This is a genomic window from Kitasatospora cinereorecta (assembly GCF_024172095.1).
Classification (GTDB): domain Bacteria; phylum Actinomycetota; class Actinomycetes; order Streptomycetales; family Streptomycetaceae; genus Kitasatospora; species Kitasatospora cinereorecta.
Window position 1 is genome coordinate 555309 of record NZ_JAMZDX010000001.1, and the last position, 24236, is coordinate 579544.

Annotated in this window: 28 protein-coding genes; 16 read left to right on the plus strand and 12 right to left on the minus strand. The window is 73.7% G+C overall.

The genetic code is table 11. The features are described 5' to 3' along the window. Positions 1–41: 41 nt before the first annotated feature. From FHR36_RS02585 to FHR36_RS02600, 4 genes are all read left to right on the plus strand, one after another. Entirely contained in the window at positions 42–1034 is a 993-nt protein-coding gene (locus FHR36_RS02585) for an ABC transporter ATP-binding protein (RefSeq protein WP_253793388.1), read from the plus strand. Then, positions 1031–1753, plus strand: coding sequence for an ABC transporter permease (locus tag FHR36_RS02590; RefSeq protein WP_253793390.1), 723 nt, complete (start codon positions 1031–1033; stop codon positions 1751–1753). The genes FHR36_RS02585 and FHR36_RS02590 overlap by 4 nt, the downstream gene beginning before the upstream one ends. 8 nt (positions 1754–1761) lie before the next feature. Then, a complete protein-coding gene (locus tag FHR36_RS02595) occupies positions 1762–2994 on the plus strand; it encodes a sensor histidine kinase (RefSeq protein WP_253793392.1) in 1233 nt (410 codons plus the stop codon). 61 nt (positions 2995–3055) lie between these two features. Next, on the plus strand, positions 3056–3682 hold the full coding sequence (locus tag FHR36_RS02600) for a response regulator transcription factor (protein ID WP_253793394.1): 627 nt from the start codon (positions 3056–3058) through the stop codon (positions 3680–3682). Between the two features lie 4 nt (positions 3683–3686). On the opposite strand, the gene FHR36_RS02605 is transcribed toward FHR36_RS02600, so the two are convergent. Beyond that, on the minus strand, positions 3687–4556 hold the full coding sequence (locus FHR36_RS02605; RefSeq protein ID WP_253793396.1) for a transglutaminase family protein: 870 nt from the start codon (positions 4554–4556) through the stop codon (positions 3687–3689). A gap of 67 nt (positions 4557–4623) precedes the next feature. After that, positions 4624–5643 carry a GNAT family N-acetyltransferase gene (locus FHR36_RS02610; protein ID WP_253793398.1) on the minus strand — a complete coding sequence of 340 codons (1020 nt, stop codon included), beginning with the start codon at positions 5641–5643 and terminating at the stop codon, positions 4624–4626. Positions 5644–5771: 128 nt separating this feature from the next. Here FHR36_RS02610 and fdxA point away from each other — a divergent pair, with 128 nt between their 5' ends. Both fdxA and dapC read left to right on the plus strand, forming a co-directional pair. Continuing rightward, positions 5772–6098 carry a ferredoxin gene (gene fdxA, locus FHR36_RS02615; protein WP_030061559.1) on the plus strand — a complete coding sequence of 109 codons (327 nt, stop codon included), beginning with the start codon at positions 5772–5774 and terminating at the stop codon, positions 6096–6098. Between the two features lie 17 nt (positions 6099–6115). Beyond that, positions 6116–7261, plus strand: a complete 1146-nt coding sequence (dapC, locus tag FHR36_RS02620) for a succinyldiaminopimelate transaminase (protein WP_308199136.1) — start codon at positions 6116–6118, stop codon at positions 7259–7261. A gap of 72 nt (positions 7262–7333) precedes the next feature. Here dapC and FHR36_RS02625 read toward each other — a convergent pair whose 3' ends face one another. Then, the gene (locus tag FHR36_RS02625) at positions 7334–8059 is read right to left on the minus strand and encodes a hypothetical protein (RefSeq protein ID WP_253793400.1); all 726 of its coding nucleotides are present in this window, start codon (positions 8057–8059) and stop codon (positions 7334–7336) included. A gap of 324 nt (positions 8060–8383) precedes the next feature. Beyond that, entirely contained in the window at positions 8384–9355 is a 972-nt protein-coding gene (locus FHR36_RS39155) for a VldE C-terminal domain-containing protein (protein ID WP_301329686.1), read from the minus strand. 120 nt (positions 9356–9475) lie between these two features. On the opposite strand from FHR36_RS39155, the gene dapE reads away from it, so the two are divergent. Next, positions 9476–10546, plus strand: a complete 1071-nt coding sequence (dapE, locus tag FHR36_RS02635) for a succinyl-diaminopimelate desuccinylase (protein WP_253793402.1) — start codon at positions 9476–9478, stop codon at positions 10544–10546. A 60-nt stretch (positions 10547–10606) separates the two neighbouring features. Then, positions 10607–11419 carry an LOG family protein gene (locus FHR36_RS02640; protein ID WP_253793404.1) on the plus strand — a complete coding sequence of 271 codons (813 nt, stop codon included), beginning with the start codon at positions 10607–10609 and terminating at the stop codon, positions 11417–11419. A gap of 38 nt (positions 11420–11457) precedes the next feature. Here the strand turns inward: FHR36_RS02640 and folP are convergent, their stop codons facing one another. Then, positions 11458–12270, minus strand: coding sequence for a dihydropteroate synthase (folP, locus tag FHR36_RS02645; RefSeq protein WP_253794675.1), 813 nt, complete (start codon positions 12268–12270; stop codon positions 11458–11460). A 159-nt stretch (positions 12271–12429) separates the two neighbouring features. Between folP and FHR36_RS02650 the strand changes: the two genes are divergently transcribed. Then, positions 12430–12927, plus strand: coding sequence for a DivIVA domain-containing protein (locus FHR36_RS02650; protein ID WP_253793405.1), 498 nt, complete (start codon positions 12430–12432; stop codon positions 12925–12927). Beyond that, a complete protein-coding gene (locus FHR36_RS02655) occupies positions 12924–13490 on the plus strand; it encodes a DNA-3-methyladenine glycosylase I (protein ID WP_308199137.1) in 567 nt (188 codons plus the stop codon). Before FHR36_RS02650 ends, FHR36_RS02655 begins: the two co-directional genes overlap by 4 nt. Before the next feature lie 27 nt (positions 13491–13517). Here the strand turns inward: FHR36_RS02655 and FHR36_RS02660 are convergent, their stop codons facing one another. After that, positions 13518–14318: an enoyl-CoA hydratase-related protein gene (locus FHR36_RS02660; protein WP_253793406.1), complete on the minus strand. Its 801-nt coding sequence runs from the start codon at positions 14316–14318 to the stop codon at positions 13518–13520. Between the two features lie 296 nt (positions 14319–14614). Here FHR36_RS02660 and FHR36_RS02665 point away from each other — a divergent pair, with 296 nt between their 5' ends. After that, positions 14615–14782 carry a DUF3117 domain-containing protein gene (locus FHR36_RS02665; protein ID WP_014137929.1) on the plus strand — a complete coding sequence of 56 codons (168 nt, stop codon included), beginning with the start codon at positions 14615–14617 and terminating at the stop codon, positions 14780–14782. A gap of 84 nt (positions 14783–14866) precedes the next feature. Here the strand turns inward: FHR36_RS02665 and FHR36_RS02670 are convergent, their stop codons facing one another. Then, entirely contained in the window at positions 14867–15523 is a 657-nt protein-coding gene (locus FHR36_RS02670) for an O-methyltransferase (RefSeq protein ID WP_253794677.1), read from the minus strand. Between the two features lie 244 nt (positions 15524–15767). On the opposite strand from FHR36_RS02670, the gene sigE reads away from it, so the two are divergent. The 4 genes from sigE (at position 15768) to FHR36_RS02690 (ending at position 18755) form a co-directional block, all read left to right on the plus strand. Further along, positions 15768–16475 carry an RNA polymerase sigma factor SigE gene (gene sigE / locus FHR36_RS02675; RefSeq protein ID WP_380231598.1) on the plus strand — a complete coding sequence of 236 codons (708 nt, stop codon included), beginning with the start codon at positions 15768–15770 and terminating at the stop codon, positions 16473–16475. Further along, complete coding sequence (locus FHR36_RS02680) at positions 16472–17335, plus strand: anti-sigma factor (RefSeq protein WP_253793408.1); 864 nt, start codon at positions 16472–16474, stop codon at positions 17333–17335. The genes sigE and FHR36_RS02680 overlap by 4 nt, the downstream gene beginning before the upstream one ends. A 120-nt stretch (positions 17336–17455) precedes the next feature. Further along, entirely contained in the window at positions 17456–17875 is a 420-nt protein-coding gene (locus tag FHR36_RS02685; RefSeq protein WP_253793409.1) for a sec-independent translocase, read from the plus strand. A gap of 214 nt (positions 17876–18089) precedes the next feature. Beyond that, positions 18090–18755 carry a hypothetical protein gene (locus tag FHR36_RS02690; protein WP_253793410.1) on the plus strand — a complete coding sequence of 222 codons (666 nt, stop codon included), beginning with the start codon at positions 18090–18092 and terminating at the stop codon, positions 18753–18755. Between the two features lie 9 nt (positions 18756–18764). Here the strand turns inward: FHR36_RS02690 and FHR36_RS02695 are convergent, their stop codons facing one another. From FHR36_RS02695 to FHR36_RS02715, 5 genes are all read right to left on the minus strand, one after another. Beyond that, positions 18765–19130: a hypothetical protein gene (locus tag FHR36_RS02695; protein WP_253793411.1), complete on the minus strand. Its 366-nt coding sequence runs from the start codon at positions 19128–19130 to the stop codon at positions 18765–18767. A gap of 91 nt (positions 19131–19221) precedes the next feature. Next, positions 19222–20382 carry an Mrp/NBP35 family ATP-binding protein gene (locus tag FHR36_RS02700; RefSeq protein WP_253793413.1) on the minus strand — a complete coding sequence of 387 codons (1161 nt, stop codon included), beginning with the start codon at positions 20380–20382 and terminating at the stop codon, positions 19222–19224. A gap of 100 nt (positions 20383–20482) precedes the next feature. Then, positions 20483–21043 (minus strand): DUF1003 domain-containing protein, encoded by a 561-nt coding sequence (locus FHR36_RS02705; RefSeq protein WP_407660796.1) that lies wholly within the window; start codon positions 21041–21043, stop codon positions 20483–20485. A gap of 91 nt (positions 21044–21134) precedes the next feature. Beyond that, positions 21135–22454, minus strand: coding sequence for a magnesium transporter MgtE N-terminal domain-containing protein (locus FHR36_RS02710; protein ID WP_253793416.1), 1320 nt, complete (start codon positions 22452–22454; stop codon positions 21135–21137). 151 nt (positions 22455–22605) lie between these two features. After that, positions 22606–23142: a pyridoxamine 5'-phosphate oxidase family protein gene (locus FHR36_RS02715; RefSeq protein ID WP_253793418.1), complete on the minus strand. Its 537-nt coding sequence runs from the start codon at positions 23140–23142 to the stop codon at positions 22606–22608. A 139-nt stretch (positions 23143–23281) separates the two neighbouring features. Between FHR36_RS02715 and FHR36_RS02720 the strand changes: the two genes are divergently transcribed. Further along, positions 23282–24226 carry a DMT family transporter gene (locus FHR36_RS02720; RefSeq protein ID WP_407660777.1) on the plus strand — a complete coding sequence of 315 codons (945 nt, stop codon included), beginning with the start codon at positions 23282–23284 and terminating at the stop codon, positions 24224–24226. The last annotated feature ends 10 nt before the right edge of the window (positions 24227–24236 follow it).

Genomic DNA, 24236 nt, shown 5'->3' on the forward strand with positions numbered 1-24236 from the left:
GGGACTCTGGAGAGGTCGGAGAGACCCTCGGAGAGGACATCATGAGGAACGGAACGGGGGAGGTCGCGGCCTTCCGGAACGTCAGCAAGAGCTACGGCCGTGTCAGGGCCGTGGACGGTCTCGACCTGGTGCTGCACCCCGGCGAGACGGTGGCCCTGCTCGGGCCCAACGGTGCGGGCAAGTCCAGCAGCCTCGACCTGCTGCTCGGCCTGCGCGAGCCCGACCGGGGCAGCGTCTCGCTGTTCGGCACCACCCCCCGCGCCGCCGTCGAGGCCGGCCGGGTCGGCGCGATGCTGCAGAGCGGCGGCCTGATGAGCGACGTCAAGGTGCGCGAGCTGGTCGCCTTCGCCTGCGCCGTCCACCCGCGCGGCCACCGGCCCGCGGAGGTGCTCACCCAGGCCGGCATCACCGAGATCGCCGACCGCCGGGTCGACAAGCTCTCCGGCGGCCAGGAGCAGCGGGTCCGGTTCGCGCTGGCCATCGCCGGCGCCAACGACCTGATCGTCCTGGACGAGCCCACCACCGGCATGGACGTCTCGGTCCGCCGCCAGTTCTGGGCCGCCATGCGGGCCGAGGCCGACGCCGGCCGGACCGTCCTGTTCGCCACCCACTACCTGGAGGAGGCGGACACCATCGCCGACCGCGTCCTGGTCCTGCACAAGGGCCGGCTGATCGCCGACGGCACGTCCGCCGAGATCAAGGCCAAGGCCGGCGCCCGCCGGATCTCCTTCGAGCTGCACCCCGATGACGGGCCGGTCGACGAGGCCGCCCTGCGCGCCCTGCCCGGCACCGTGAGCCTGGACCTCACCGGCCGGCCCGACGGCGTGCGCACCGTGCGGATCCGCTCCACCGACGCCGACGCGGGCGTCGCCGGCCTCTACCGGGCCGGGCTCTTCCCGCGCGGCCTGGAGGTCACCAGCCTCGGGCTGGAACAGGCCTTCCTGACCATCACCGGTGCGCAGGACGAGCACGATTCGCAGGACGAGCGGCAGGACGAGCGGCAGGACGAGAAGGTCGAGGAGAACGCGCGATGACCACCCTGATCAAGCTGGAGATCATGCGCACCCTGCGCAACAAGCGGTACCTGCTCTTCACCGTCCTCTACCCGGCGCTGCTGTACGTGTTCTTCATCAGCGCCTACAGCGGCGGCAGCGTCGCCGGCGGCATCCCCGCCAAGTCCTACTTCATGGTCTCGATGGCCACCTTCGGCGCGGTCGGCGCCGTCCTCACCGGCTCCGCGCAGCGCATCTCGCTGGAGCGCAAGAGCGGCTGGGTCCGCCAGCTGCGACTGACCGCGCTGCCCGGCCGGGCGTACACCCTGGGCAAGATCGCCGCCTGCGCGGTGACCACGCTGCCCGCGATCGGCGTGGTCTTCGCCATCGGCGCGATCGAGGGCGTGCACCTGTCCGCCGCCCAGTGGCTCGGGCTGGCCGCCGCGCTCTGGCTCGGCAGCTTCGTCTTCGCGGCGCTCGGCGTCGCCCTCGGGTACGCGGCGCAGCCGGACGCGGTCCAGCCGATCGTGATGATCGTCTACATGCTGATGGCGCTGTTCGGCGGCACCTGGTTCCCGGTCGGCGACTCGCTCAAGAAGTTCGCGCAGTTCAACCCGGTGTACCTCTACAACCGACTGGCCGGATTCGTGCAGCCCGGCCACACCCTGGACACCACCGCCGTCGCCGGACTGGCGGCCTTCCTCGCCCTGTTCGTCGCCGTGGCCGCCCACCTGTACCGCAAGGACGCGCGGCAGGCATGATGGCCCGCATGCTGAAGACCCTCCTGGCCCGCCGCCCCGCCGACCCCGGGGAGACGGGCCGGGAGGCCGCCGCGTTCGGCAACATCCCCGGCACCGCGGTGGAGAACCGCCGACAGCTGCTGGTCAAGCTCGCCTGGATGTCGCTCTGGATGGTCTACCTGGTCTACCCGGTCAAGGACCTGACGAGTGGTCGGCACTCCACCGCCGCCACCGCCGCGGGCGCGATCGGACTGACCGTCTTCCTGGTCGCGTACGTCGGCCTGGTCGCCATCCGCTCCACCAAGGCCGACGGCTGGTGGGGCAAGTACCCGCCGGTCGCCCTGATGCTGGCGATCGCCGTCGCCGCCTCCTTCGGCCTCGGCGAAGCCTGGCTCACCCTGTTCACGTACACCTCGGTCTGCGTCGCCGTGGTGCTGCCGCCCCGGCTCGGCCTCCTCGGCGTGGTCACGCTCACCGCGATCACCGTCGCCGTCGCCCTGCTCAGCCACGCCGACCGGGACACCCTCGCCGCCATCGCCCTGCCCTGCCTGCTCGGCGGCCTCGCCATGACCGGCCTGCAACGGCTGATCGCCACCATGCGGGAGCTGCGCGAGGCCCGCGCCGCGGTCGCCGAGCTCGCCGCCTCCGAGGAGCGCCTGCGGCTCGCCCGCGACCTGCATGACCTGCTCGGGCACTCGCTCTCCCTGATCACCATCAAGAGCGAGCTGGCCGGCCGCTTCATGGACGCCGACAAGGCCGCCGAGGCGCGCGCCCAGGTCGCCGACATCGAACAGGTCGCCCGGCAGTCGCTGATCGACGTTCGGGAGGCCGTCACCGGCTTCCGCCGCCTCACCCTGGCCGTCGAACTCGCCGCCGCCCGGACGGCACTGACCGCCAGCCGGATCACCCTGGAGGCCGACCCGGCGATCGCCGAGGACCGACCCGGACTCGGCGGCGAGGAGGCCGGCGCACTCGCCTGGGCCCTGCGGGAAGCCGTCACCAACATTGTCCGGCACGGTGTCGGCGCGAGCGTCTGCACCGTCACCCTCGACGAGACCTGGGAGGCCGACGGCGCCCGCTACGCCGTCCTCGACGTCGCCGACGACGGCCGCGGCCCCGGCAAGGCCGGCCCCGGCAACGGCCTCACCGGCCTCGACGAACGCCTCGCCACGGTCGGCGGCCACCTGGAGACCGGCCCCGGCCCGCGCGGCAAGGGCTTCCGCCTCCGCGCCCACGTCCCCCTGAGCCCGACCGTCCGCTGAGTGACGCGCCCCTCAGTACACGTCACCTTGGGGTCGGACCCTGCCGCACTACGCTGACCGCATGGCAGAGGAGACGGGGGCGACGGTGCGGGTGCTGCTGGCGGAGGACCAGGGGATGGTGCGCGAGGCGCTCGCGGCGCTGCTCGGGCTGGAGGGCGACATCGAGGTGGTCGCCCAGGTGGGGCGGGGGGACGAGGTGGTCGCGGCGGCGGTCGCCGCCGAGGTGGACGTCGCGGTGCTGGACATCGAGATGCCGGGGATGACGGGCATCGAGGCGGCGGCGGAACTTCGTCGCGTCCGCCCGGCCACCAAGGTGGTGATCGCCACCACGTTCGGCCGCCCCGGCTACCTCCGGCGGGCGATGGAGTCGGGTGCGGACGCGTTCCTGGTCAAGGACGCGCCGGCGTCCGAGCTGGCGGAGGCGATCCGCCGGGTGCTGCGCGGTGAGCGGGTGATCGACCCGACGCTCGCCGCGGCGGCCCTCGCCGAGGGCGCCAACCCGCTGACCGGCCGGGAGCGCGACGTGCTGGCCGCCGCCGCGGACGGGTCGGTCAACGCCGACATCGCGCAGCGCCTGCACCTGTCGGAGGGCACCGTCCGCAACTACCTGTCGATGGCGATCCAGAAGACGGGCGCCCGCAACCGCACCGAGGCGGTCCGGGTCGCCCGTGAGAAGGGCTGGCTGTAGTACGTCAGTTGAGCCGGTGCCGGGCGGCGCGGGCTTCGTGGCGGACCTTTGCGGCGGCTTCCGGGTTGAAGGTGTCGAGGATCTCCGCGTAGCCGTCCATCTCCTCCGCGCCGCCGAGGAAGTCGCCGACCTTGACCAGGAGTTCGGCGCGTTCCAGGCGGAGCTGGGCCGGGTGGCGGGGGAGCAGCAGGGCCAGTTCGGTGGCCCAGAGCTGGGTGCGGGCGTGCTCCGGGCGGTCGGCGGCCCAGCCGCGGATGTTGCCGAGGACGCGCAGGACGATGTCGAGCGGCTGGGCGGGCGTGAGCAGGTCGGGGGTGAAGCGCTGCCCGGTCGCGGCGACCAGCCGTTCCACGTCGGGCAGGTCGAGCAGCCGGCCGCCGTGGAAGGGGTCGGCGAGCACGAACTCGTCGCCGCCGGCGGGGCCGCCGACCGCGACGATGAAGTGGCCTGGCAGGGCAATGCCGTGGACGGTGAGTCCGGCCCGGGCGGCCACCGCGCTCCACACCAGCGAGAGCATGATCGGCAGCCCGCGCCGGCGCCGCAGCACCTCGGGCAGCAACGAGGACTCCAGCCGCCGGTAGTCGGCCTGCCGTCCGTGGAAGCGCTCCCGCCCGCCGAGGACGGCGGCCAGCAGGGCCGCCGTCTCCTCGGGGCCGTTCGGGCGCCGCTCGGCGACCGCTCGGCGGATCGCGGTCGCGTGCCGGTCCAGGGCCGCCTGGCAGCCGGACAGCACCGCCTGCAGGGTGGGCGGTTCCTCGGTGTCGTCCGGGTCGGTGAGGGTGTGCTCGGCGGCCGCCAGCAGGCAGAGCAGCACCGGGTCGGGGTGCTCGGCGCGGGCCTCGGCACGGAAGCGGGATCTGCTCTGCTCGGTCACAGCAGCCTTCGGTTCAGCAGCCTGGGGAGGACGGGTCGGCCTCGGGGAGGACGGATCGGACGGGACGCTACCGCTCGGGGAGGCGTGCGTAGTGGTAAGTGTGACTGGTCGTGAACCCCAGTCGGTCGTACAGCGCGATCGCCCCGCTGTTCTCCGCCTCCACCTGCAAGTACCCGCCGGCCGCGCCCTCCTCGGCCGCCCGGGCCGCGAGCACCGCCATCAGGGTGGTGGCCAGTCCGCCGCGGCGGGCGTGCGGTGCGACCTCGATCGCGCCGAAGCCGGCCCAGGCGCCGTCCACCGTGAGCCGTCCGATCGCCAGCGGTGCGCCGTCCGCCGTGCCGGGGACGGTGGCGAACCAGACCGAGGGCCCGCCGTGGATCACGCTGCGGGCGGCGGCCTCCACCGCGGGGTCGGCGGTCACCCGGCGGTAGAGCGACATCCACTCCGGCCCGGCGGTGCGCGACAGCCGTACCCGGGCGTGGCCGCTGCCGTTGCCGAGCCGGGCCAGGGCGGCGAGCGGCGCGGTCCGCACCAGGGTCGGGGCGTACCCGGCGCCGAGGCGGTCCAGCTCGGCGGCGAGTTCCGGGGGCGAGCCGGGGGTGACCACCTCCACGTACGCGGGCAGGCCGCGGGCCGCGTACCAGTCCCGGACCCGCTCCAGCGCCGCGGCCGGCGGCAGGCCGGGGTCGCCGAGCGCCTGGACCGAGTTGGCCCGCCGGGTGAACCCGGCGGCGGCGCGCAGCGTCCACTCGCCGAGAGCCTCGGTCTCGACGGCCGGCCAGCCGCGGGCCGCGATCCGCTGCAGGTCCAGCGGGTCGGCGGCGGGCAGCGGCAGCCGCCGGGCCGGGAAGAGCGGCACCGGCTTGCCGGCGACCAGCAGCTGCTCGGGGAAGGTCACCGGATCGCCGCTGCGGGGCACCACCGAGATGCCATGATCGTCCCAGGAGTCGAGCACCCCGATCACATCGCGGAACACCGGACGACCGTCCACGACCTCCGAGACACGCCGAACGGAGACTCTCCGCCCCACGTCAGAACGGCTTATCCGGACCTCGGGGCGGCTCTCCACCGGAGTCCCACTCGGCATCAACGGCACCTCCTGTGCATTTGCGGTCTCGGACCCGCGATACTAGGTGCGGGCATCGACGACGCCGCGCTCAACCGCGCGACCGAGTAAACAGTAGGGCGGCAGCCCTTCCGAGGAGGAACGACAGCGTGACCTACGTCATCGCGCAGCCTTGTGTCGACGTCAAGGACAAGGCGTGCATCGAAGAGTGCCCGGTCGACTGCATCTACGAGGGCGAGCGCTCCCTCTACATCCACCCGGATGAGTGCGTCGACTGTGGCGCGTGCGAGCCGGTCTGCCCGGTCGAGGCCATCTTCTACGAGGACGACACCCCGGAGGAGTGGAAGGACTACTACAAGGCGAACGTCGAGTTCTTCGACGACCTCGGTTCGCCGGGTGGTGCGTCCAAGCTCGGCCTGATCGAGCGGGACCACCCGTTCATCGCGGCCCTTCCGCCGCAGAACGCCGACCACTGATCGGTGGCATCCGAGCTGTGACAACCGACAACAGCACGCACGCGCCGTTCCCGGGCCACCCGGGGGCGGCGCGCCGCGTATCCGACCGCCTTCCGGTCTTCCCCTGGGACAAGCTGGAGCCGTACAAGGCGACCGCGCTGGCCCACCCGGACGGGCTGTGCGACTTCTCCGTCGGCACCCCGGTCGACCCGGTGCCGGAGGTGATCCAGAAGGCGCTGGCCGCCCACACGGACACCCCGGGCTACCCGACCGTCTGGGGCCCGCTGGAGCTGCGGCAGGCCGTCGCCGACTGGCTGCACCGCCGGACGGCCGCCGAGATCGGCCCCGAGGCCGTGCTGCCCACCGTGGGCTCCAAGGAGCTGGTGGCGTGGCTGCCCGGCCAGCTCGGCCTCGGCCCCGGCGACCAGGTCGCCTACCCGCGCCTGGCGTACCCCACGTACGAGGTCGGCGCGCTGCTCTGCGGCGCCGAGCCGGTCGCGTACGGCAGCCTGGACGAGCTGGACGGCTCCCGCGTGCGGCTGCTCTGGCTGAACTCGCCGTCCAACCCGACCGGCCGGGTGCTGACCGCCGACGAGCTGCGTGCGGCCGTCGCCTGGGCCCGGGAGCACCGGGCGCTGCTGGTCAGCGACGAGTGCTACCTGGAGCTGGGCTGGGAGGCCGAGCCGGTCTCCGTCCTGCACCCCGAGGTGTGCGGCGGCGGCCACGAGGGCCTGCTGGCCGTCCACTCGCTCTCCAAGCGCTCCAACCTGGCCGGCTACCGCGCCTCCTTCGTGGCGGGCGACCCGGTGGTGGTCCGGGAGCTGCTGGAGATCCGCAAGCACGGCGGCATGATCGTGCCGGCCCCGGTGCAGGCGGCGACCGTCGCCGCGCTGGCGGACGACGCGCATGTGGTCGAGCAGCGCGAGCGGTACGCGGCGCGGCGGGCCGCCCTGCGGGCCGCGCTGGAGGCGTACGGCTTCCGGATCGAGCACAGCGAGGCCAGCCTCTACCTGTGGGCGACCCAGGACCGGCCGTGCTGGGAGACCGTGGCCGAACTGGCCGAGCTGGGCATCCTGGTGGCGCCCGGTGACTTCTACGGTCCGGCCGGCGACCGCTTCGTGCGGGTGGCGTTCACCGCCACCGACGAGCGGGTGGCCGCGGCCGTGGAGCGGCTGCGCCGCTGAGGAACGCCCGAAGGGGCGGGAACACCGACCGGTGTTCCCGCCCCTTCGTCGTGCTTCCGGGTGCGTCCGGGGTCAGCCGATCGGCAGGCCGCCGCCGCCGAGGCCGCCGAGCAGGCCGCCGACCGGGCCGAGGGCGCCGGTCAGGCCGCCGAGCGGGCCGCCGTTGCCGCCGAGGCCCGGCATCGAGCCGAGGCGGTTGGCCGACTCGTGCTCGGCGAGGCCGGCCACGGTCTGGCCGACCGGCAGCGAGTCGGCGATGCCGGTCACCGGGCCGAGCGCGCTGGTGGCGGGCAGGCTCTGGGTCAGGCTGCTGGTCGGCAGGCCCTTGGCCACGGTGCCCAGCGGGTTGGCGGTGGCCTTGTGGGTGGCCGGGACGACCTTGTCGGTCACCGCTGGGCCGACCTTCTCCTCCAGGGCCGGGGCGAGCCGGTCGGAGACGACCCCCACCGCGTCGGTCACCTGGGCGGCCTTGCCGAGCGGGCCCAGCTTGCCCAGCGCCTGGTCGGTGCTGGGAAGGCTGTGGGCGAGCGTGTTGCCGGCCGCGTCGGCGGCGGCCGGTCCGCCGGCGGCGAGGGTGGCGGAGCCGGTGGTGCCCACGACCTGGCCGATCTCGTGCGTCGCCCCCTGCACCGACGAGCCGGAGTTCGGCATGTCGGCGAGCTTGGTCACGCCGGAGCCCAGGTCGGTCTGCGGAACCACCTCGGTGGCGGAGGCGGACCCGACGGCGGCGAAGGGCGCCGCACCGGCGGCGACGACCAGCGCGGCCTGGGCGATCCGGCGCGAGAGGGGGAGGGACATGGTGCTCCTAAGAGGTAGGTGAACGGTCCGCCGGGCGGACGACGTGATTACCGCTAGGGGAGCGAGAAGGTTGCGGCGGGTCAAGGTCAAGGCTCGGCAAAGCCCGGATGCCCTGTTTTCGGGCATCCGGGATATTCCACCCACGTCCGGGCGGCGCGAAGAACCGTCACTTCCCTTGCCCCGTACGGTGTGCGCGCGGGCCGCCGGAACCGTCGGCGGACCCGGCCGCGGGCGGCTCGGAGGTAAACCGGGATTGACCCGAATCACCCATCGGGCGGTAACCCGCTCACCAGTCCGTCAACCGGCGGACCGTCATGTCCTCCGCTACTTCTTGCCCTTCACCGGCGGACCCATGGTCACCAGCACCCGGTCGGTGGGCGCACCCGTCGGCGCGGCCTTCCAGCCGTCGGTCGGCCGGTCCACCCGCCACACCTTGCCGTCGTACGCCACCGCGCCCACCCCGAGGTCCGCCGCCTGCGCCACCGCCCAGTGCGCCACCGCCCAGCCGGCCTGGCGGGCCGCCCCCGGTCCGGAGTCGGTGCTCGCCGTCGCCTGCGGGGTCAGCGCCAGCACGTCCCGCGGGTCCTTGGCCGCCTTCTCGCCCGCCGCCACCGTCACCACCTTGCCGAACTCCCGGCGGGCCCGCTCGGTCAGGTCGGTCGGCTGCTGCCCGGCGGCCGGCGTCGGGTCCGGCGAGGGCAGTGCCAGGTCGTGCACCACGCAGGTCAGCGAGGCCGGCTCCCGGCCGGTCAGCGAGGAGGAGACCAGGGTCGCGTTGGCCTCGTGCTTGGCGTACGCCTGCGGGTAGCCGCTCTTCTGCACCAGCTGGGCGGCGTCGGTCAGCGGCATCCGGGCATAGCCGTTGATCTTCACCAGGCTGTCCAGGAACTTGTTGGTGGCGTACACCGGGTCCTTGATCTGGTCCGCCGTGCCCCAGCCCTGCGAGGGCCGCTGCTGGAACAGGCCCAGCGAGTCGCGGTCGCCGCCGATCAGGTTGTGGATCTTCGACTCCTGCATCGCGGTGGCCAGCGCGATGGTCACCGCGCGTTCCGGCAGACCGCGGGAGATCGCCACCGCGCTGATCGTCGCCGCATTGGCCGCCGCCGGCAGGTCGAGCGTGCCCGAGCCGGCCGATGTCGCGATCGTGCAGCCCTCCGGCGGCACGCTGATCCGGTCGCGGTTCAGGTACAGCACCAGGCCGCCCACCACCGACAGCGCCACCAGGCCGACCAGCACCCGCCGCCACGACGACCGCCGCCGTCGCCCGGGCCGGCCAGCTGTGTTCTGCTCGGCCACCGCAGCCCCTCTCGTTCGCGCCCTCGCCGTTCGCGGACACCGTAACCGGTCGGACGGTTGTACGGCCCGAAGCGGTTGCGCCGTCACGGAGAGTGAGCCGTTCTAGTACAGTGGCCGACCATGAGCAGCCCGATCACGCCACTCGACCTGACCCTCGACGGCGGTGCGCTGACCGCCCGACTCGTGGACTTCCCCTCCGTCAGCGGCGACGAGAAGGCCCTCGCCGACGCCGTCGAGGCCGCCCTGCGGGCCCTGCCCCACCTCACCGTCGACCGGCACGGCAACAACGTGGTCGCCCGCACGAACCTCGGCCGGTCCGAGCGCGTGGTGCTGGCCGGGCACCTGGACACCGTCCCGATCGCCGACAACGTCCCGTCCTGGGTCGAGGGCGACCTGCTCTACGGCTGCGGCACCTCCGACATGAAGTCCGGCGTCGCCGTCCAGCTGCGCCTCGCCGCCACCCTCACCGAGCCCAACCGCGACCTCACGTTCGTGTTCTACGACTGCGAGGAGGTCGAAGCCGCCCGCAACGGCCTCGGCGTCCTGGTCCGCACCCACCCGGACTGGCTGGCCGCCGACTTCGCCGTCCTGATGGAGCCCAGCGGCGCCGTCGTCGAGGGCGGCTGCCAGGGCAGCCTGCGCGCCGACATCCTGCTCACCGGCACCCGCGCCCACGCCGCCCGCAGCTGGCTCGGCGACAACGCCATCCACAAGGCCGCCGAGGTGCTGCGCCGGCTCGCCGAGTACCAGCCCCGCCGGGTCGCCATCGACGGACTGGAGTACCGCGAGGGCCTCAACGCCACCCGGATCGACGGCGGCGTGGCCGGCAACGTCATCCCCGACGAGTGCCGCGTCCACGTGAACTTCCGGTACGCCCCGGACCGCAGCGTCGAGGAGGCCGAGGCCCACCTGCGATCCGTCTTCGACGGCTTCGAACTCGACCTGGTCGACGTCTCCCCGGCCGCCCTGCCCGGCCTCGGGCAGCTCGCCGCCCGGGACTTCCTCGCCGCGGTCGGCGGCGAGCCGCGCGCCAAGTTCGGCTGGACCGACGTCGCCCGCTTCAGCGCACTCGGCGTCCCCGCCGTCAACTACGGCCCCGGCGACCCGAACCTCGCCCACAAGCGGGACGAGCACTGCTCGCTGTCCGCCATCGCCGAGACCGAGGAGCGCCTGCGCGCCTGGCTCAGCTGAGCCCCTGCAGTTCGCTCGCCGTTCCCCGAAAAGCCGAGTCCACAGGCGTAGGGTTTCGTCATGACAGCCACCGGAGATGACAAGGTCTACGGGCACGGCCCCGAGGAAGCCGCCGCGCCCGAACGCAAGAAGCCCTGGCCCGAGAAGCAGAAGGGTCCGGTGCTGCTCCGCCGCGACCAGGTCGGCACCAGCACCACCGACCAGCGCCTGCTGGACACCACCGGCCCCACCGACTGGCTGCACACCGACCCGTGGCGGGTCTGGCGGATCACCTCGGAGTTCGTCGAGGGCTTCGGCGCCCTGGCCGAACTCCCCGCCGCCGTCAGCGTCTTCGGCTCGGCCCGGACCCCGGTCGACTCGCCCGAGTACGCGGCCGGGGTGGCCATCGGACGGGCGCTCGTCGAGGCCGGGTACGCGGTGATCACCGGCGGCGGCCCGGGCGCGATGGAGGCGGCCAACCGCGGCGCCTCGGACGCCGGCGGCCTCTCGGTCGGACTCGGCATCGAGCTGCCCTTCGAGCAGGGCCTCAACGAGTTCGTCGACCTCGGGCTGAACTTCCGCTACTTCTTCGTCCGCAAGACGATGTTCGTGAAGTACGCCCAGGGCTTCGTGGTGCTGCCCGGCGGGCTGGGCACGCTGGACGAGCTGTTCGAGGCGCTGACCCTCGTCCAGACCAAGAAGGTCACCCGCTTCCCGGTGATCCTCTTCGGCAGCTCCTACTGGGGCGGCCTGGTGGAGTGGCTGAAGAACACGCTGGTCGCCGAGGGCAAGGCGTCCCCGCACGACCTCGAGCTGTTCCACATCACCGACGAGGTGGACGAGGTGCTCAAGATCCTTGAGGAGAGCCGCCGCCCGCGCGGCACCGAGCTCTGAGCTCTGGGCTCCGAGCTCTGAACTCTGAGCGCGAGACCCTAGGCGAGTCCCCGGCGGGCCACCGCCGGGGGCCGGGTGCCGCGGATCGAGGCGACCATGTCCAGCACCTGCCGGGTCTCGGCGACCTGGTGGGCCCGGTAGACCTGCGCGCCGAGCCAGGCGGAGACCGCCGTGGTCGCCAGCGTGCCCAGCAGCCGCTCCTGCACCGGCCGGTCCAGGGTCTCGCCGACGAAGTCCTTGTTGGAGAGCGAGACCAGCACCGGGAATCCGGTCGCGGTCATCTCCGGCAGGCGCCGGGTCGCCTCCAGCGAGTGCCGGGTGTTCTTCCCGAAGTCGTGCCCGGGGTCGATGATCAGCGCGTCCCGCCGCACGCCCAGCCCGGCGGCCCGCTCGGCCAGCCCGACGGTCACCCGCAGGATGTCGGCCATCACGTCCTCGTACCCGACCCGGTGCGGCCGGGTGCGCGGCTCGGCGCCGCCCGCGTGCGTGCAGACCAGTCCGACGTCGTACCGCGCGGCGACCTCCGCCAGCTTCGGGTCGACCCCGCCCCAGGCGTCGTTCAGCAGGTCCGCGCCCACCTCGCAGACCGCCTCGCCGACCTCGTGGCGCCAGGTGTCCACGCTGATCACGGCGTCGGGGTGGCGCTTTCGCAACTCCGCCACGAACGGGACGGTGCGGCGCAGCTCCTCCTCGACGGTGACCTCCTCGCCGGGCCCGGCCTTCACCCCGCCGATGTCCAGGATCGCCGCGCCCTCGGCCATCGCCCGGTCCGCCGCGGCGAAGGCCGCCTCGTCGGCAAAGGTCGCCCCCCGGTCGAAGAAGGAGTCCGGAGTCCGGTTGACGATCGCCATGATCACCAGCTCGTCGTCCCCGAACTCACGCGGGCCAAGGCGTAGTGCCACCGGTGTCTCCTCCACGGGTCGCCCGGGTGCAATGATGGGCCCCGGCCTGTAGGGACCATGATCCCACCCACCGGCCGGGGCCGACCGGGGACTGACGGAGGACTGCTCGTGTTCTGGGTGATCGTGGCCGCGATGGCCGTGGTGGTCGGCGGTGCCGCGCTGGTGGCGCTCGGCGGGGGCGGCTCGCTGCCCGAGGCGGAGCACGACCGCCTCGCCGCCCGGCTGCCGCAGGACCGCCCGCTCAGCCGCTTCGACGTGGACGAGCTGCGCCTGCCGATGGCGCTGCGCGGCTACCGGATGGACGAGGTCGACGACGTGCTCGACCGGCTGGGCGCCGAGCTGGCCCTGCGCGACTCCCGGATCGCCGAGCTGGAGGCGGTCGCCACCGTCCGCGGCGCGGTCGAGGCCGGGGCGGGCGCCGCGACCGGCACCGCGGGCGAGCCGCTGCCCGGCCTGGAGTCCTTCGCCAAGGTGATCGAGCCCGCTGCCGAGCCCACCGCCGAGCGCGGCACCGGGCCCGCCGCGGAGCCCACGTCCGAGGACGAGTCCGCCACCGAGCCGCAGGACGCGACCGGGGACCGCGCCGGCAACGGGGACGCGACGTGAGCGGCGCCGTCCTCGGTGCGGACGGGCTGCTCCGCTGCCCGTGGGGCGACTCGACGGACGACTACCGGGTCTACCACGACACCGAGTGGGGCGTCCCGGTGCACGGCGACGACGCCCTGTTCGAGCGGATCGCCCTGGAGGCGTTCCAGTCCGGGCTGTCCTGGATCACCATCCTGCGCCGCCGGGAGGGCTTCCGGGCGGCGTTCGCCGGGTTCGAGATCGCCGAGGTGGCGCAGTTCGGTCCGGCCGACGTGGAGCGGCTGCTCCAGGACGAGTTGATCATCCGCAACCGGGCCAAGATCGAGGCCACCGTCGCCAACGCTCGCGCCGCGCTGGAGCTGGACGGCGGCCTCGACCCGCTGATCTGGCGGTTCGCCGCCGAGCCCGGCCGTCCGGCCCCGAGCACCCTCGCCGACGTCCCGGCGGTCACGCCCGAGTCCACGGCGCTCGCCAAGGAGCTGAAGAAGCAGGGCTTCCGCTTCGTCGGGCCGACCACCGCGTACGCGCTGATGCAGGCCTGCGGGCTGGTCAACGACCACCTGGTCGACTGCCACGCCCGCTGACCCGCACCGGCGTCACCTCATGGGACGTCACCGGCCGAGGTAGACCGGCTTCTCCTTCGCCACGAAGGACCGGACGGCGATCCGGTGGTCCTCGCTCTGGCCGGCCAGGGTCTGCAGCTCGTCCTCCTTGTCCAGCAGCTCGCTCAGCGAGTGCGAGGCGCCGTACGCCAGCGACTCCTTGATCGCCCCGTACGCCACCGTCGGGCCCTCGGCCAGCTGCTGGGCGAACTCCCGGGCCACCGCGGCGAGCTCCGCCGCCGGCACCACCCGGGTGGCGAGTCCGAGCGACAGCGCCTCCTCGGCCCTGACGGTGCGGGGCAGCATCAGCAGCTCGGTGGCGCGGGCGTGGCCGACCAGGCGCGGCAGCGTCCAGGAGGCCCCGGAGTCGGCGGTCAGCGCGACCCCGGCGAAGGAGGTGTTGAAGCCGGCGGTGTCGGCGACGATCCGGAAGTCGCAGGCGAAGGCGAGCGAGGCGCCGGCGCCGGCGGCCACGCCGTTCACCGCCGCGACGGTGGGCTTGCGCATCCCGGCCAGCGCCCGGACCAGCGGGTTGTAGTGCTCGGCGACCGTCCGCAGGGCGCCCTCGCCGGTCTCCTCCTGACGCTTGAGCAGGCCGAGGTGCTCCTTGAGGTCCTGGCCGACGCAGAACGCCTTCTCGCCGGCACCGGTCAGCAGCACCGCCCGGACCGCGGGATCCTCGGCGGCGGCGGTCACGGTGTCGCGCAGCGCGACCTTGGTGGGCACGTCCAGCGCGTTCATCGCGTCCGGTCGGTTGATGGTGATGACGGCCAGGCCGCCGTCGAGCCGGTAGCTGACGGAGTCGGACATGGGCGAGCTCCCGAGGGTGGTGGGTCTACTGACGTCGTCCGTCAGCATGCCGGAGCACGGGCCCGGCTGGGGAGTGTGAGGTACCGCACCTTCGAAACGCGTGTCGGCGGCCGCCCGGATGCGGCTTCTGGCAGGTAATCGGCCGGTTCCGCCGGTTCCGGGCGGGCTTGCGGAGAGAGTGATGTTGGTCATCGGGGTGTCGCATGCGGGATAATGGCTTCCGATCAATGCGTTCGATACCGGCGGTGGACGGACTGCCGGTACGTAGCTGAGCGGTTGCAGGAAGGGGAACGAGCATGGCGGCCATGAAGCCGCGGACGGGTGACGGCCCGCTCGAGGTCACCAAAGAGGGGCGGGGCATCATCATGCGAGTTCCGCTCGAGGGCGGCGGGCGCCTCGTGGTGGAGCTCACGCCCGACGAGGCCGACGCCCTGGGCGAGGCGCTGAAGAAGGCCTGCGGCTGACCGCAGCAGGTATCCCCATGTCCTGGGTGAGCCCGGGTCCGTTGAACGGGCCCGGGCTCATCGCTGTCCGCACGCCGTCCGGTTCTACCGCTTCACCGCGCACAGCAGCCCGTCGCTGACCGGCAGCAGCGCCGGCAGCAGGACGTCGCTCTCGCGCACCTCGCGGACCAGCTCCCGCAGGGCGTGGGTCTGCGGGTCGTCCAGCTCCGGCTCGGCCAGTCGGCCCTCCTGGAACACGCCCTCGAAGCAGACCATCCCGCCCGGCCGCAGCAGCCGCAACGATTCTGCAAGGTACTGCTGCGACTCCGCCGGGTCGCCGTCGCAGAACACCAGGTCGTACTGGCCGTCCGCGAGCCTCGGCAGCACCTCCAGCGCGCGGCCCGGGATGAAACGGGAGCGGTTGGTCGCGAAACCGGCCGCGTGGTACGCCTCGCGGGCGTACTGCTGGCGCACCGGCTCGGAGTCGACCGTGGTCAGCACCCCGTCCGGGCGCATCCCGCGCAGCAGGTACACGCCGGAGACCCCGGTGCCGGTGCCGATCTCGGCCACCGCCTTGGCGTCCAGCGCCGCCGCCAGCAGCCGCAGGCAGGCCCCGCCGCTCGGCCCGATCGCCCGGATCCCGGTCCGCGCCGACTGCGCCCGGGCGTAGGTCAGCACGGCATCCTCGCCCACGTAGGTGTCGGCGAGGGCCGCGCGCGCGGGCCCGAACTCGGTGATGGCTGCCTCTCCGGAGCGCCGGATGCCGACCTGATGTCGACAATTGCAGCCACAGACTACTGGCCGACCGGGAACCGCGTTCGGCGGCTGGCCGTTGAAGTCCAACGGGTGGGCGTTCAATCGCTTTTATCCGGATCCGACGGGCGAGGTGGATATGGTGGTGGCTCTGCTGGGCAGAAGAGCCGACCGAGGAGGTGTGGCCGAGGGCGACGTCCCTGTGCAGCGGCACTCCCGCGGCATTGCGTCGGCCCGTACGCCGAAGCCCGTGATGAACCAGTCCCTGCACACCCCCCTGGACGCGTCGAACGCAGCCGACGAGTCGACGACCGAAGGCACCGGCACGCTCGCGACCTTCGCCGAGGGCCCCGACGCGCAGAACTGGACGCCGCCCAGCTGGGAGGAGATCGTCGAGGCGCACAGCGCCCGCGTCTACCGCCTGGCCTACCGGCTGACGGGCAATCAGCACGACGCCGAGGACCTCACACAGGAGGTCTTCGTCCGGGTCTTCCGCTCGCTGTCCACGTACACCCCCGGCACCTTCGAGGGCTGGCTGCACCGCATCACCACCAACCTGTTCCTGGACATGGTGCGCCGCCGCCAGCGGATCCGCTTCGACGCCCTCGCCGAGGACGCCGCGGAGCGCCTGGCCAGCCGCGAGCCCAGCCCGGCCCAGCACTTCAGCGACACCCACTTCGACGCCGACGTCCAGCAGGCGCTCGACACCCTGGCCCCCGAGTTCCGGGCCGCCGTGGTGCTCTGCGACATCGAGGGGCTCTCCTACGAGGAGATCGCCGCGACCCTGGGCGTCAAGCTCGGCACGGTGCGCAGCCGCATCCACCGCGGCCGCTCGCACCTGCGCGCCGCCCTCAAGCACCGTGCGCCCAACGCCGCGGCCGGCCGGGCCCGCCGCGGCGGCTCCGCCGAGCCGGTGCCGGTCGGCGCCGAGCCCGCCGAGAGCGATCGGAGGGGCTCATGAACGACCGCGGTACGGGCCGTACGGACAGCGGCGGCCGCTCCCGCTGGGCGCAGCTCGCCCGCCGCGGCGAGCAGCCCGCCCAGCCCTCCGCGCCCGAGCTGCGGGCCGTCGCCGTACGCCCGGCCGAGCCGGCCGTCGAGGAGCACCTCGGTGACCGCCTCTCCGCGTACCTCGACGGCGAGCTCGGCCACGACTCCCGCGAACGCGTCCAGGCCCACCTGGCGACCTGCCCCGACTGCCTCGCCGAGGCCGAGTCGGCCCGGGCGGTCAAGCGCGCGCTGAACGGCACCGACACGCCGGCCCCGTCCTCCCTGCTGATGGCCCGGCTGCTCGCGGTCGCCGCCCTCCCGGACGACGAGCCGCACGACGGCGCCGGCCCCGGCGGCCCGGTCGCCTCGGCCGGCACGTTCGGCAACAGCCGGCTCACCGGCGGCTCCTTCGGCCGCGGCGCGGGCTCCACCTTCGGCGGCGGCGCCCTCGGCGCGGACACCCCGATACCCGGCATCGACCCGCGGGCCCAGCAGCCCGGCCCCCGGCCGTTCGGCGCCCGCCGCAGCCCGGTCGCCATGCCCCGGCCGCTCGCCGCCCTCGCCGAGGTGCCGCTCCTGCGCCCCGCCCCGCGCGGCCGCCGCCTGGTCGTCGCCGCGGCCGGCGCCTTCTCGGTCGCCGCGGTCACCCTCGGCGGCGTCGGCGGCTTCGCCTCCGCCCCGAACGGCGGCGGCAACCAGCGCTCCACCACCGTCACCCCGGTCGGCGGCAACCCCGTGGTCCCGGTCAACGCCCAGCTCTCGGCCGACTACCTGGACTACCCCGCCCGCGGCCACGCCGCCCCGGGCGACCCGCACGGCCTGCTGCGCTGAGGCCGGCCCGTTGCCCGGCCGCCGGAGTGGTCTTCACCACCGTGTCATCTTCGGCAGGGGTACATCCGGGCCGGTCGCCATTACCCTGTAGAGACGGTTGTCAGGTGCTGGGGAGCGTACGTGTTTTCAGACATAGGCGGACTCGAGGTCGTGACGCTGGCCATCATGGCCATCGTCATCTTCGGGCCGGACAAGCTCCCGAAGCTCATCCAGGACGCCATGGGCTTCATCCGGAAGATCCGGTCGTTCGCGGACAGCGCCAAGGAGGACATCCGCAGCGAGCTGGGCCCGGACTTCAAGGACTTCGACTTCGAGGACCTCAACCCGAAGACCTTCGTCCGCAAGCAGCTGATCGGCAACGGCGACGACCCGCTGGGCTTCAAGGAGCTCAAGGACGGCCTGGACCTCAAGTCCGCCCTGAACGGTGAACCGGCCCCCGCCGCCGCCCCCGCCGCCAACCTCGCCAAGACCGCGGCCGGCTCGCCCGGCGCCCCGCTGAGCCCCGGCGAGCGCCCGCCGTTCGACCCCGACGCCACCTGAGGGCCCACCGCCCCGGTCCCGACGCCCCGCCGCCTCGACGCCCTCGATGCGCGGGGCGTCGGCGCGTCCGCCGCTATTGTGCTCAGTACCTTCGGTGTGCCCTCCGTCACCTTCGGCCGTGTCCGGAGGCCGATGGCGCGGCGGAGGGGCCCGCGGTGCGCCACCATGGAGCGCGCTCAGGCAGCAAGAACGGCCGTGTTGAGGAGGCTCGGGGATGGACACGACGAGTACGGGGAGTACCGCCACCACACGCGTGGTGGGGGCCCAGGCGAAGCCGGTCGACCCGCTGGCGCCCTACCTCACCGCCGACTTCCCCTGGTACGGCCTCGACGAGGGCTGGACCGGCCGCCGCTGGCTCGGCCAGGTCGGCGCCGGCCACCACCGCATCGGCCAGCCCGCCACCGCCGACTACGGCAGCCTCGGCCACGGCGACGAGCCCGCCAAGCAGTCCGACGCCCGCGACGCCCGCCGCTTCGCCGTCGTGGTCACCGTCGCCCGCCGCCCCGGCCGCCGCAGCGCCGACAACACCGGCACCCTCGAGGCCACCTCCGCCTCCTCCGCCGCCTGGCTCGCCGGCTCCGGCCTGCTCGCCGCCACCTGGCCGGGCAATCTGGACCGCACCCTGCGCCAGGACTGGCTCGACCAGCAGTCGGCCCTCGCCTGGGATCTCGCCGACGACCTCGACGGCCCCGGCTGGTCCTCGCTCACCCTCCCCGTCAACGGCCTCCCGCAGCCCTTCCGCTACCGCGAGTCCGAGTACGGCTGGGTCCTCGCCGGCGAAGCCCCCGGCGTCCTCCTCGGCGCCTACGGCCGCGGCGTCTCCGCCTACGGCACCGGCTTCACCACCGTCCCCGACCTCACCACCTACAACGGCCGCTGACCACCCGACTCAGCGGTCGTAGCAGGTGTAGCGGCCGCTCTCGTCCGCCGAGACGTACCCGTGGCCCCAGCAGTGCATCAGGGGGGCCACCGAGTGCAGCCGCAGGGCGCTGCCGGTCAGCAGCAGCCCGCACACCACGCCGACCGCCACCAGCCGCCCCCGCGACGCCCGCCACACCGCCGCGATCGCGCCGACGCAGGCCAGCACGCTGAGCGCCACCAGCACGACCGCCAACCCGCTCCGGTTCGCCCGCAGCCCAGGGAAGAGCTCCGGACTCTCCGCCTCGATCCCGGCCCCCACCGAGCACGCCAACAGCACCGCCGCCACCGGCACCAGCAGCCCGGCCAGGCACCCCCGCCCGCTCTTCTCGGTCACGGCCCCTGAGACGGTCCGGCCCCCCACCCGGTTCCGTCCCGGGTATGCCGAAGGCCCCGCACCGAGTCGGGGCCTTCGTACGGGTGGTGCGTCAGAACTTGTTCTTCGGCGTGAGACCGAGGGAGAGGCCGGAGAGGCCGCGCTGGCGGCCGCCGAGCTTGCCGGCGACGGCGCGGAGGGCGGCGCCGGCGGGGGAGTCGGGGGCGGCCAGGACGACGGGGCGGCCGTCGTCGCCGCCCTCGCGGAGGCGGACGTCGATCGGGATGGAGCCGAGGACGGGGACGGTCGCGCCGACGCTGCGGGTGAGGGCGTCGGCGACGGTCTGGCCGCCACCGGTGCCGAAGACGTCGATCATCTCGTCGCAGTGCGGGCAGGGCATGCCCGACATGTTCTCGATGACGCCGACGATCTTCTGGTGGGTCTGCAGCGCGATGGTGCCTGCCCGCTCGGCGACCTCGGCGGCGGCCATCTGCGGGGTGGTGACGATCAGGATCTCGGCGTTGGGGACGAGCTGCGCGACCGAGATGGCGATGTCGCCGGTGCCCGGGGGCAGGTCGAGCAGGAGGACGTCCAGGTCGCCCCAGTAGACGTCGGCGAGGAACTGCTGCAGCGCGCGGTGCAGCATCGGGCCGCGCCAGACGACGGGGGCGTTGCCGGGGGTGAACATGCCGATCGAGATGACCTTCACGCCGTTCGCGGACGGCGGCATGATCATGTCCTGGACCTGGGTGGGCCGGCCCTCGACGCCCAGCATGCGCGGCACGCTGTGGCCGTAGATGTCGGCGTCGACGACGGCGACCTTCAGGCCGTCGGCGGCCATCGCGGCGGCCAGGTTGACGGTGACCGAGGACTTGCCGACGCCGCCCTTGCCGGAGGCGACCGCGTAGACGCGGGTGAGGGTGCCGGGCTTGGCGAAGGCGATCTCGCGCTCGGGGGCGCCGCCGCGCAGCAGCTGGGAGAGTTCGCGGCGCTGCTCGTCGCTCATCACGTCGAGCTCGACGGCGACCGAGGTGACGCCGGCGACCTTGGCCACCGCGTCGGTGACCCGCTGGGTGATGGTCTCGCGCATCGGACAGCCGGAGACGGTCAGGTAGACGCCGACCCGGACGGCGCCGTCGGCGGCGATGTCGACGGATTTCACCATGCCGATCTCGGTGATCGGGCGGTTGATCTCCGGATCGTGCACGGTCGCCAGGGCCTCGCGGACGGACTCCTCCGTCACGCCGGTCGCAACCTCTGTCTCGTTGGCCATGCCTTGATGGTACGGCGCCGGGGCTCGCCCCTAACCCATCGGTAGCGTGCCGCCGGTCACAGGCTGCCGCGCCGCCGCGTACGGCCCGCCGCGCCGCCGGTCAGAGCAGGTCGGAGGGTTCCCGCTGGCCGTCGAGCTCCTTGAGCAGGGCCTGCAGCTCGGAGCGGATGAAGTCGCGGGTGGCGACCTCGCCGAGCCCGTGCCGCAGGGCGGCGACCTCGCGGGTGAGGTACTCGGTGTCGGCGATGTTGCGGTCGCTGCGGGCGCGGTCCTGCTCCATGTTGACGCGGTCGCGGTCGTCCTGCCGGTTCTGGGCGAGCAGGATCAGCGGGGCCGCGTAGGAGGCCTGCAGGGAGAGCATCAGGGTGAGGAAGATGAAGGGGTAGTTGTCGAAGTGGACCTGCGCGGGCAGCAGGGTGTTCCAGACGACCCAGGCGATGATCACCACGGTCATCCAGACGATGAACCGTCCGGTGCCGAGGAAGCGCGCGATCCGTTCGGAGAGCTTGCCGAACGCCTCCGGGTCGTAGCTGGGCAGGCTGATCAGGCCGGGCCGGGTGGTGCGCGGCTGGTCGAGCCGGGACCGGGACGAGTGGCCGGAGACCTCGGTGCGCTGAGTGCGCCCGCTGCCCGGGGGGCGGCCGCCGTCGCGTCCGCGCAGCTCGCGCAGCTGGCGCAGCGAGCGCAGTTCGCCGCCCTGTGCCCGCCGTCCCGGGGTGTCCTCGCGGTCCCGGTCCCGGCGGCCCTTGCGGTCAGCGTCCACCGGACACCTCGCTCTCCTCGGCGGTGAGCCGGGCGGCGTGCTCGTCGGTGTGCTCGTCCAGGAGGTGCAGCGAGGCCTCGCGCCAGTCGTCCGGCAGGAGGTGGTCGAGGACGTCGTCGACGGTGACGGCGCCGAGCAGGTGGTCGCCCTCGTCCACGACGGGGGCGGCGACCAGGTTGTAGGTGGCCAGGTAGCTGGTGATGAGGGGGAGCGGGGTGTCCGGCGGCAGCGGGTCGAGGTCGTCGTCGACCAGCGAGCCGACCAGGACGAACGGCGGTTCGCGCAGCAGCCGCTGGAAGTGCACGGTGCCCAGGTACTTGCCGGTGGGCGTCTCGCTGGGGGCCCGGCAGACGTACACCTGGGCGGCGAGGGCCGGCTTGTTGTCGCGGACCCGGACCCGGGCGAGTGCCTCGGCGACGGTGGCGTCGGGCTCCAGGACGATCGGCTCGGTGGTCATCAGACCGCCGGCGGTGTCCTCCTCGTAGGAGAGCAGCCGGCGCATCTCGGCCGCGTCCTCGGGCTCCATCAGGCGCAGCAGCCGCTCGGCGTCCTCCTCGGGCAGCTCGTTGAGCAGGTCGGCGGCGTCGTCCGGGTCCATCGCCTCCAGGATGTCGGCGGCGCGCTCCTCCTTCAGCTTGCCGATGATCTCGACCTGGTCGTCCTCGGGCAGCTCCTCGAGGACGTCGGCGAGCCGGTCGTCGTCGAGGGCGGCGGCCACCTCGGCGCGGCGCTTGGCGGAGAGGTGGTGCATCACGTTGGCGAGGTCGGCCGGGCGCAGCTGTTCGAAGGTGGCCAGCAGGTTGGCGGCGCCCTGGCCCTCCTCGGCGAGCGAGAAGCCGGTGACGGCGGACCAGTCGAGCAGCAGGGTCTCGCCCCTGGAGCGGCGCAGCCGGCTGACCTTGCCGACCTGGACGAAGACCTTGGCGATCTCCCACTCGCGGACCCGGGTCTGCACCATGGCCACGTCCAGGACGGTGACCTCGTCGCGGGTCTTCACCCGGGTGACGGTGAGGTCGAGGAGTTCGGCGAGGACCAGGGTCTCGGACGGGCGCTGCTCGAAGCGGCGCATGTTGATGACGCCGGTGGTGAGGACCTGCCCGGACTCCAGGCTGGTCACCCGGGTCATCGGCAGGAAGATCCGGCGGCGGCCGATCACCTCGACCACCAGGCCGAGCACCCGGGGCGGGCGGCCGCCGATCCGGAGCGAGACCACCACGTCGCGGACCCGGCCGACCTGGTCACCGTTGGGGTCGAAGACCGCGACGCCGGAGAGATGCGAGATGTAGACCCGGCTGCCCGGCCCTGCCATGGATGTCCCTCCTCGCGCGCTGACCGTCTGGACCGTCTGACCCGTGGCCAAGGCTACCCGCGCACCCGGGCCCGGGCTCGCCGACCCGGGGCACGTCCGACTGCCCGGGGACGCCCCGGGAAGGGGCGCCCGCCGGGGCCTGCGCCGGCTGCTAGCGCCGCTTCTTGAACAGCAGCCTGGGCAGTCCGGCCGGGATCGGTTCGCGGGTGGTGGCGGGGGTGGGCATCGGGGCCTCGGCGAGCGAGCCGTCCGGCATCGCGCCGGGCTGCTCGGTCAGCGGGCCGGCCGGCACCAGCCGCAGGACGCGGCACTCGCGGGCCCAGCGCTCGCCGATGGTGTCGGTGTCGGGCGCGTTGAGCCGCTTGCCCTTGAGCTCCTCGACCGCGCCCTGCCAGGCCTCGCCGCCCGCCGGCAGCTCCTCGACCCGGGCCGTCCAGCCGGTCAGCCGGCCCCACTTGTCCTTGGAGCGGACGGTCACGGCGGCGGTGGATCCCGCCGTCAGTCCGTGCAGCGGCTGCTCGGCGCCGTCGCCGACCACCACCACGGCGCCGTCGTGCCAGGCGTGCCACAGCGCCCGCGCCTGCGGCTGCCCGGCGGGCTGCACCCAGAGCAGGCCCGACTTCTTCGCGGCCTCCTCCAGCAGGGCCCGGTCGAGGAAGTCGGCTGCGGTGGTCGTCGTACGCTCCATGGCGCACAGCGTACGGCTTCGCACGTCCCGCCGTCCGCGAGGTGTCTCACCGCTCAGGACGACAGTGCCGTCAGGGTGGAACAGGCCTTACCGTAGTGTCCGTTCCGTTCTGATCCGTTCCGCCCGTACGAGGAGTGCCGTGCCCGCCGCCCGGCCCGACACCGCGGCCACCGCCGCTCCCGCGACCACCGCGAGCAGCGGCCTGCCCGCCAGGCAGCCGCTGCCGACCGTCGACCTGGTCCTGCTGGCGGTCTCGATCGGCGGGATCTCGCTCTCCGCACCGCTGATCAGCGCCACCGCCGCACCCGCGCTGGCCATCGCGTTCTGGCGCAACGTCATGTCGGTCGGCGTCCTCGGCCCGTACGCGCTGCTGCGCCACCGCGCCGAGCTGCGGGCGATCGGCCGCCGGGCGCTGCTGCTGGCGATGGCCGCGGGCGCGCTGCTGGCGCTGCACTTCGCGCTCTGGATGCCCAGCCTGCGGATGACCTCGGTGGCCTCGGCCACCGCGCTGGTGACCACCACCCCGCTGTGGACCATCCTGCTGATGCGGCTGTTCGGGGTGCGCGCGCCGCGGATGGTCTGGCTGGGCACCGCGGTGGCGTTCGCCGGTGTGCTGGTGCTGACCGGCGTCGACCTCTCGCTCTCGCCGCGCGCCCTGCTCGGCGACTCGCTGGCGCTGGGCGCGGGCCTGGCGGCTGCCGGGTACATGCTGCTCGGGGCGGAGGTTCGCAAGACCGTCTCCACCACCGCGTACACCCTGGTCTGCTACGCGACCTGCGGGCTGGTGCTGCTGGGCGTCTGCCTGGTCGCGGGCTCCCCGCTGTCCGGCTGGTCGGCCGGGGCGTGGTGGCAGATCTTCCTGCTGATGGTGTCGGCCCAGCTGCTCGGGCACTCGCTGAGCAACCGGGTGGTCCGCGCCCTCGGCCCGTCGATCACCTCGACGGCGATCCTGCTGGAGACCCCGGGTGCGGCCCTGATCGCGGCGCTGTGGCTCGGTCAGTGGCCGCCGGCCGCCGCGTACCCGGCGGTCGGCGTGATCCTGCTCGGCCTGGTCCTGGTCGCCCGCGGAGGTCGGGCCCGGTAGCCGCCGGGCC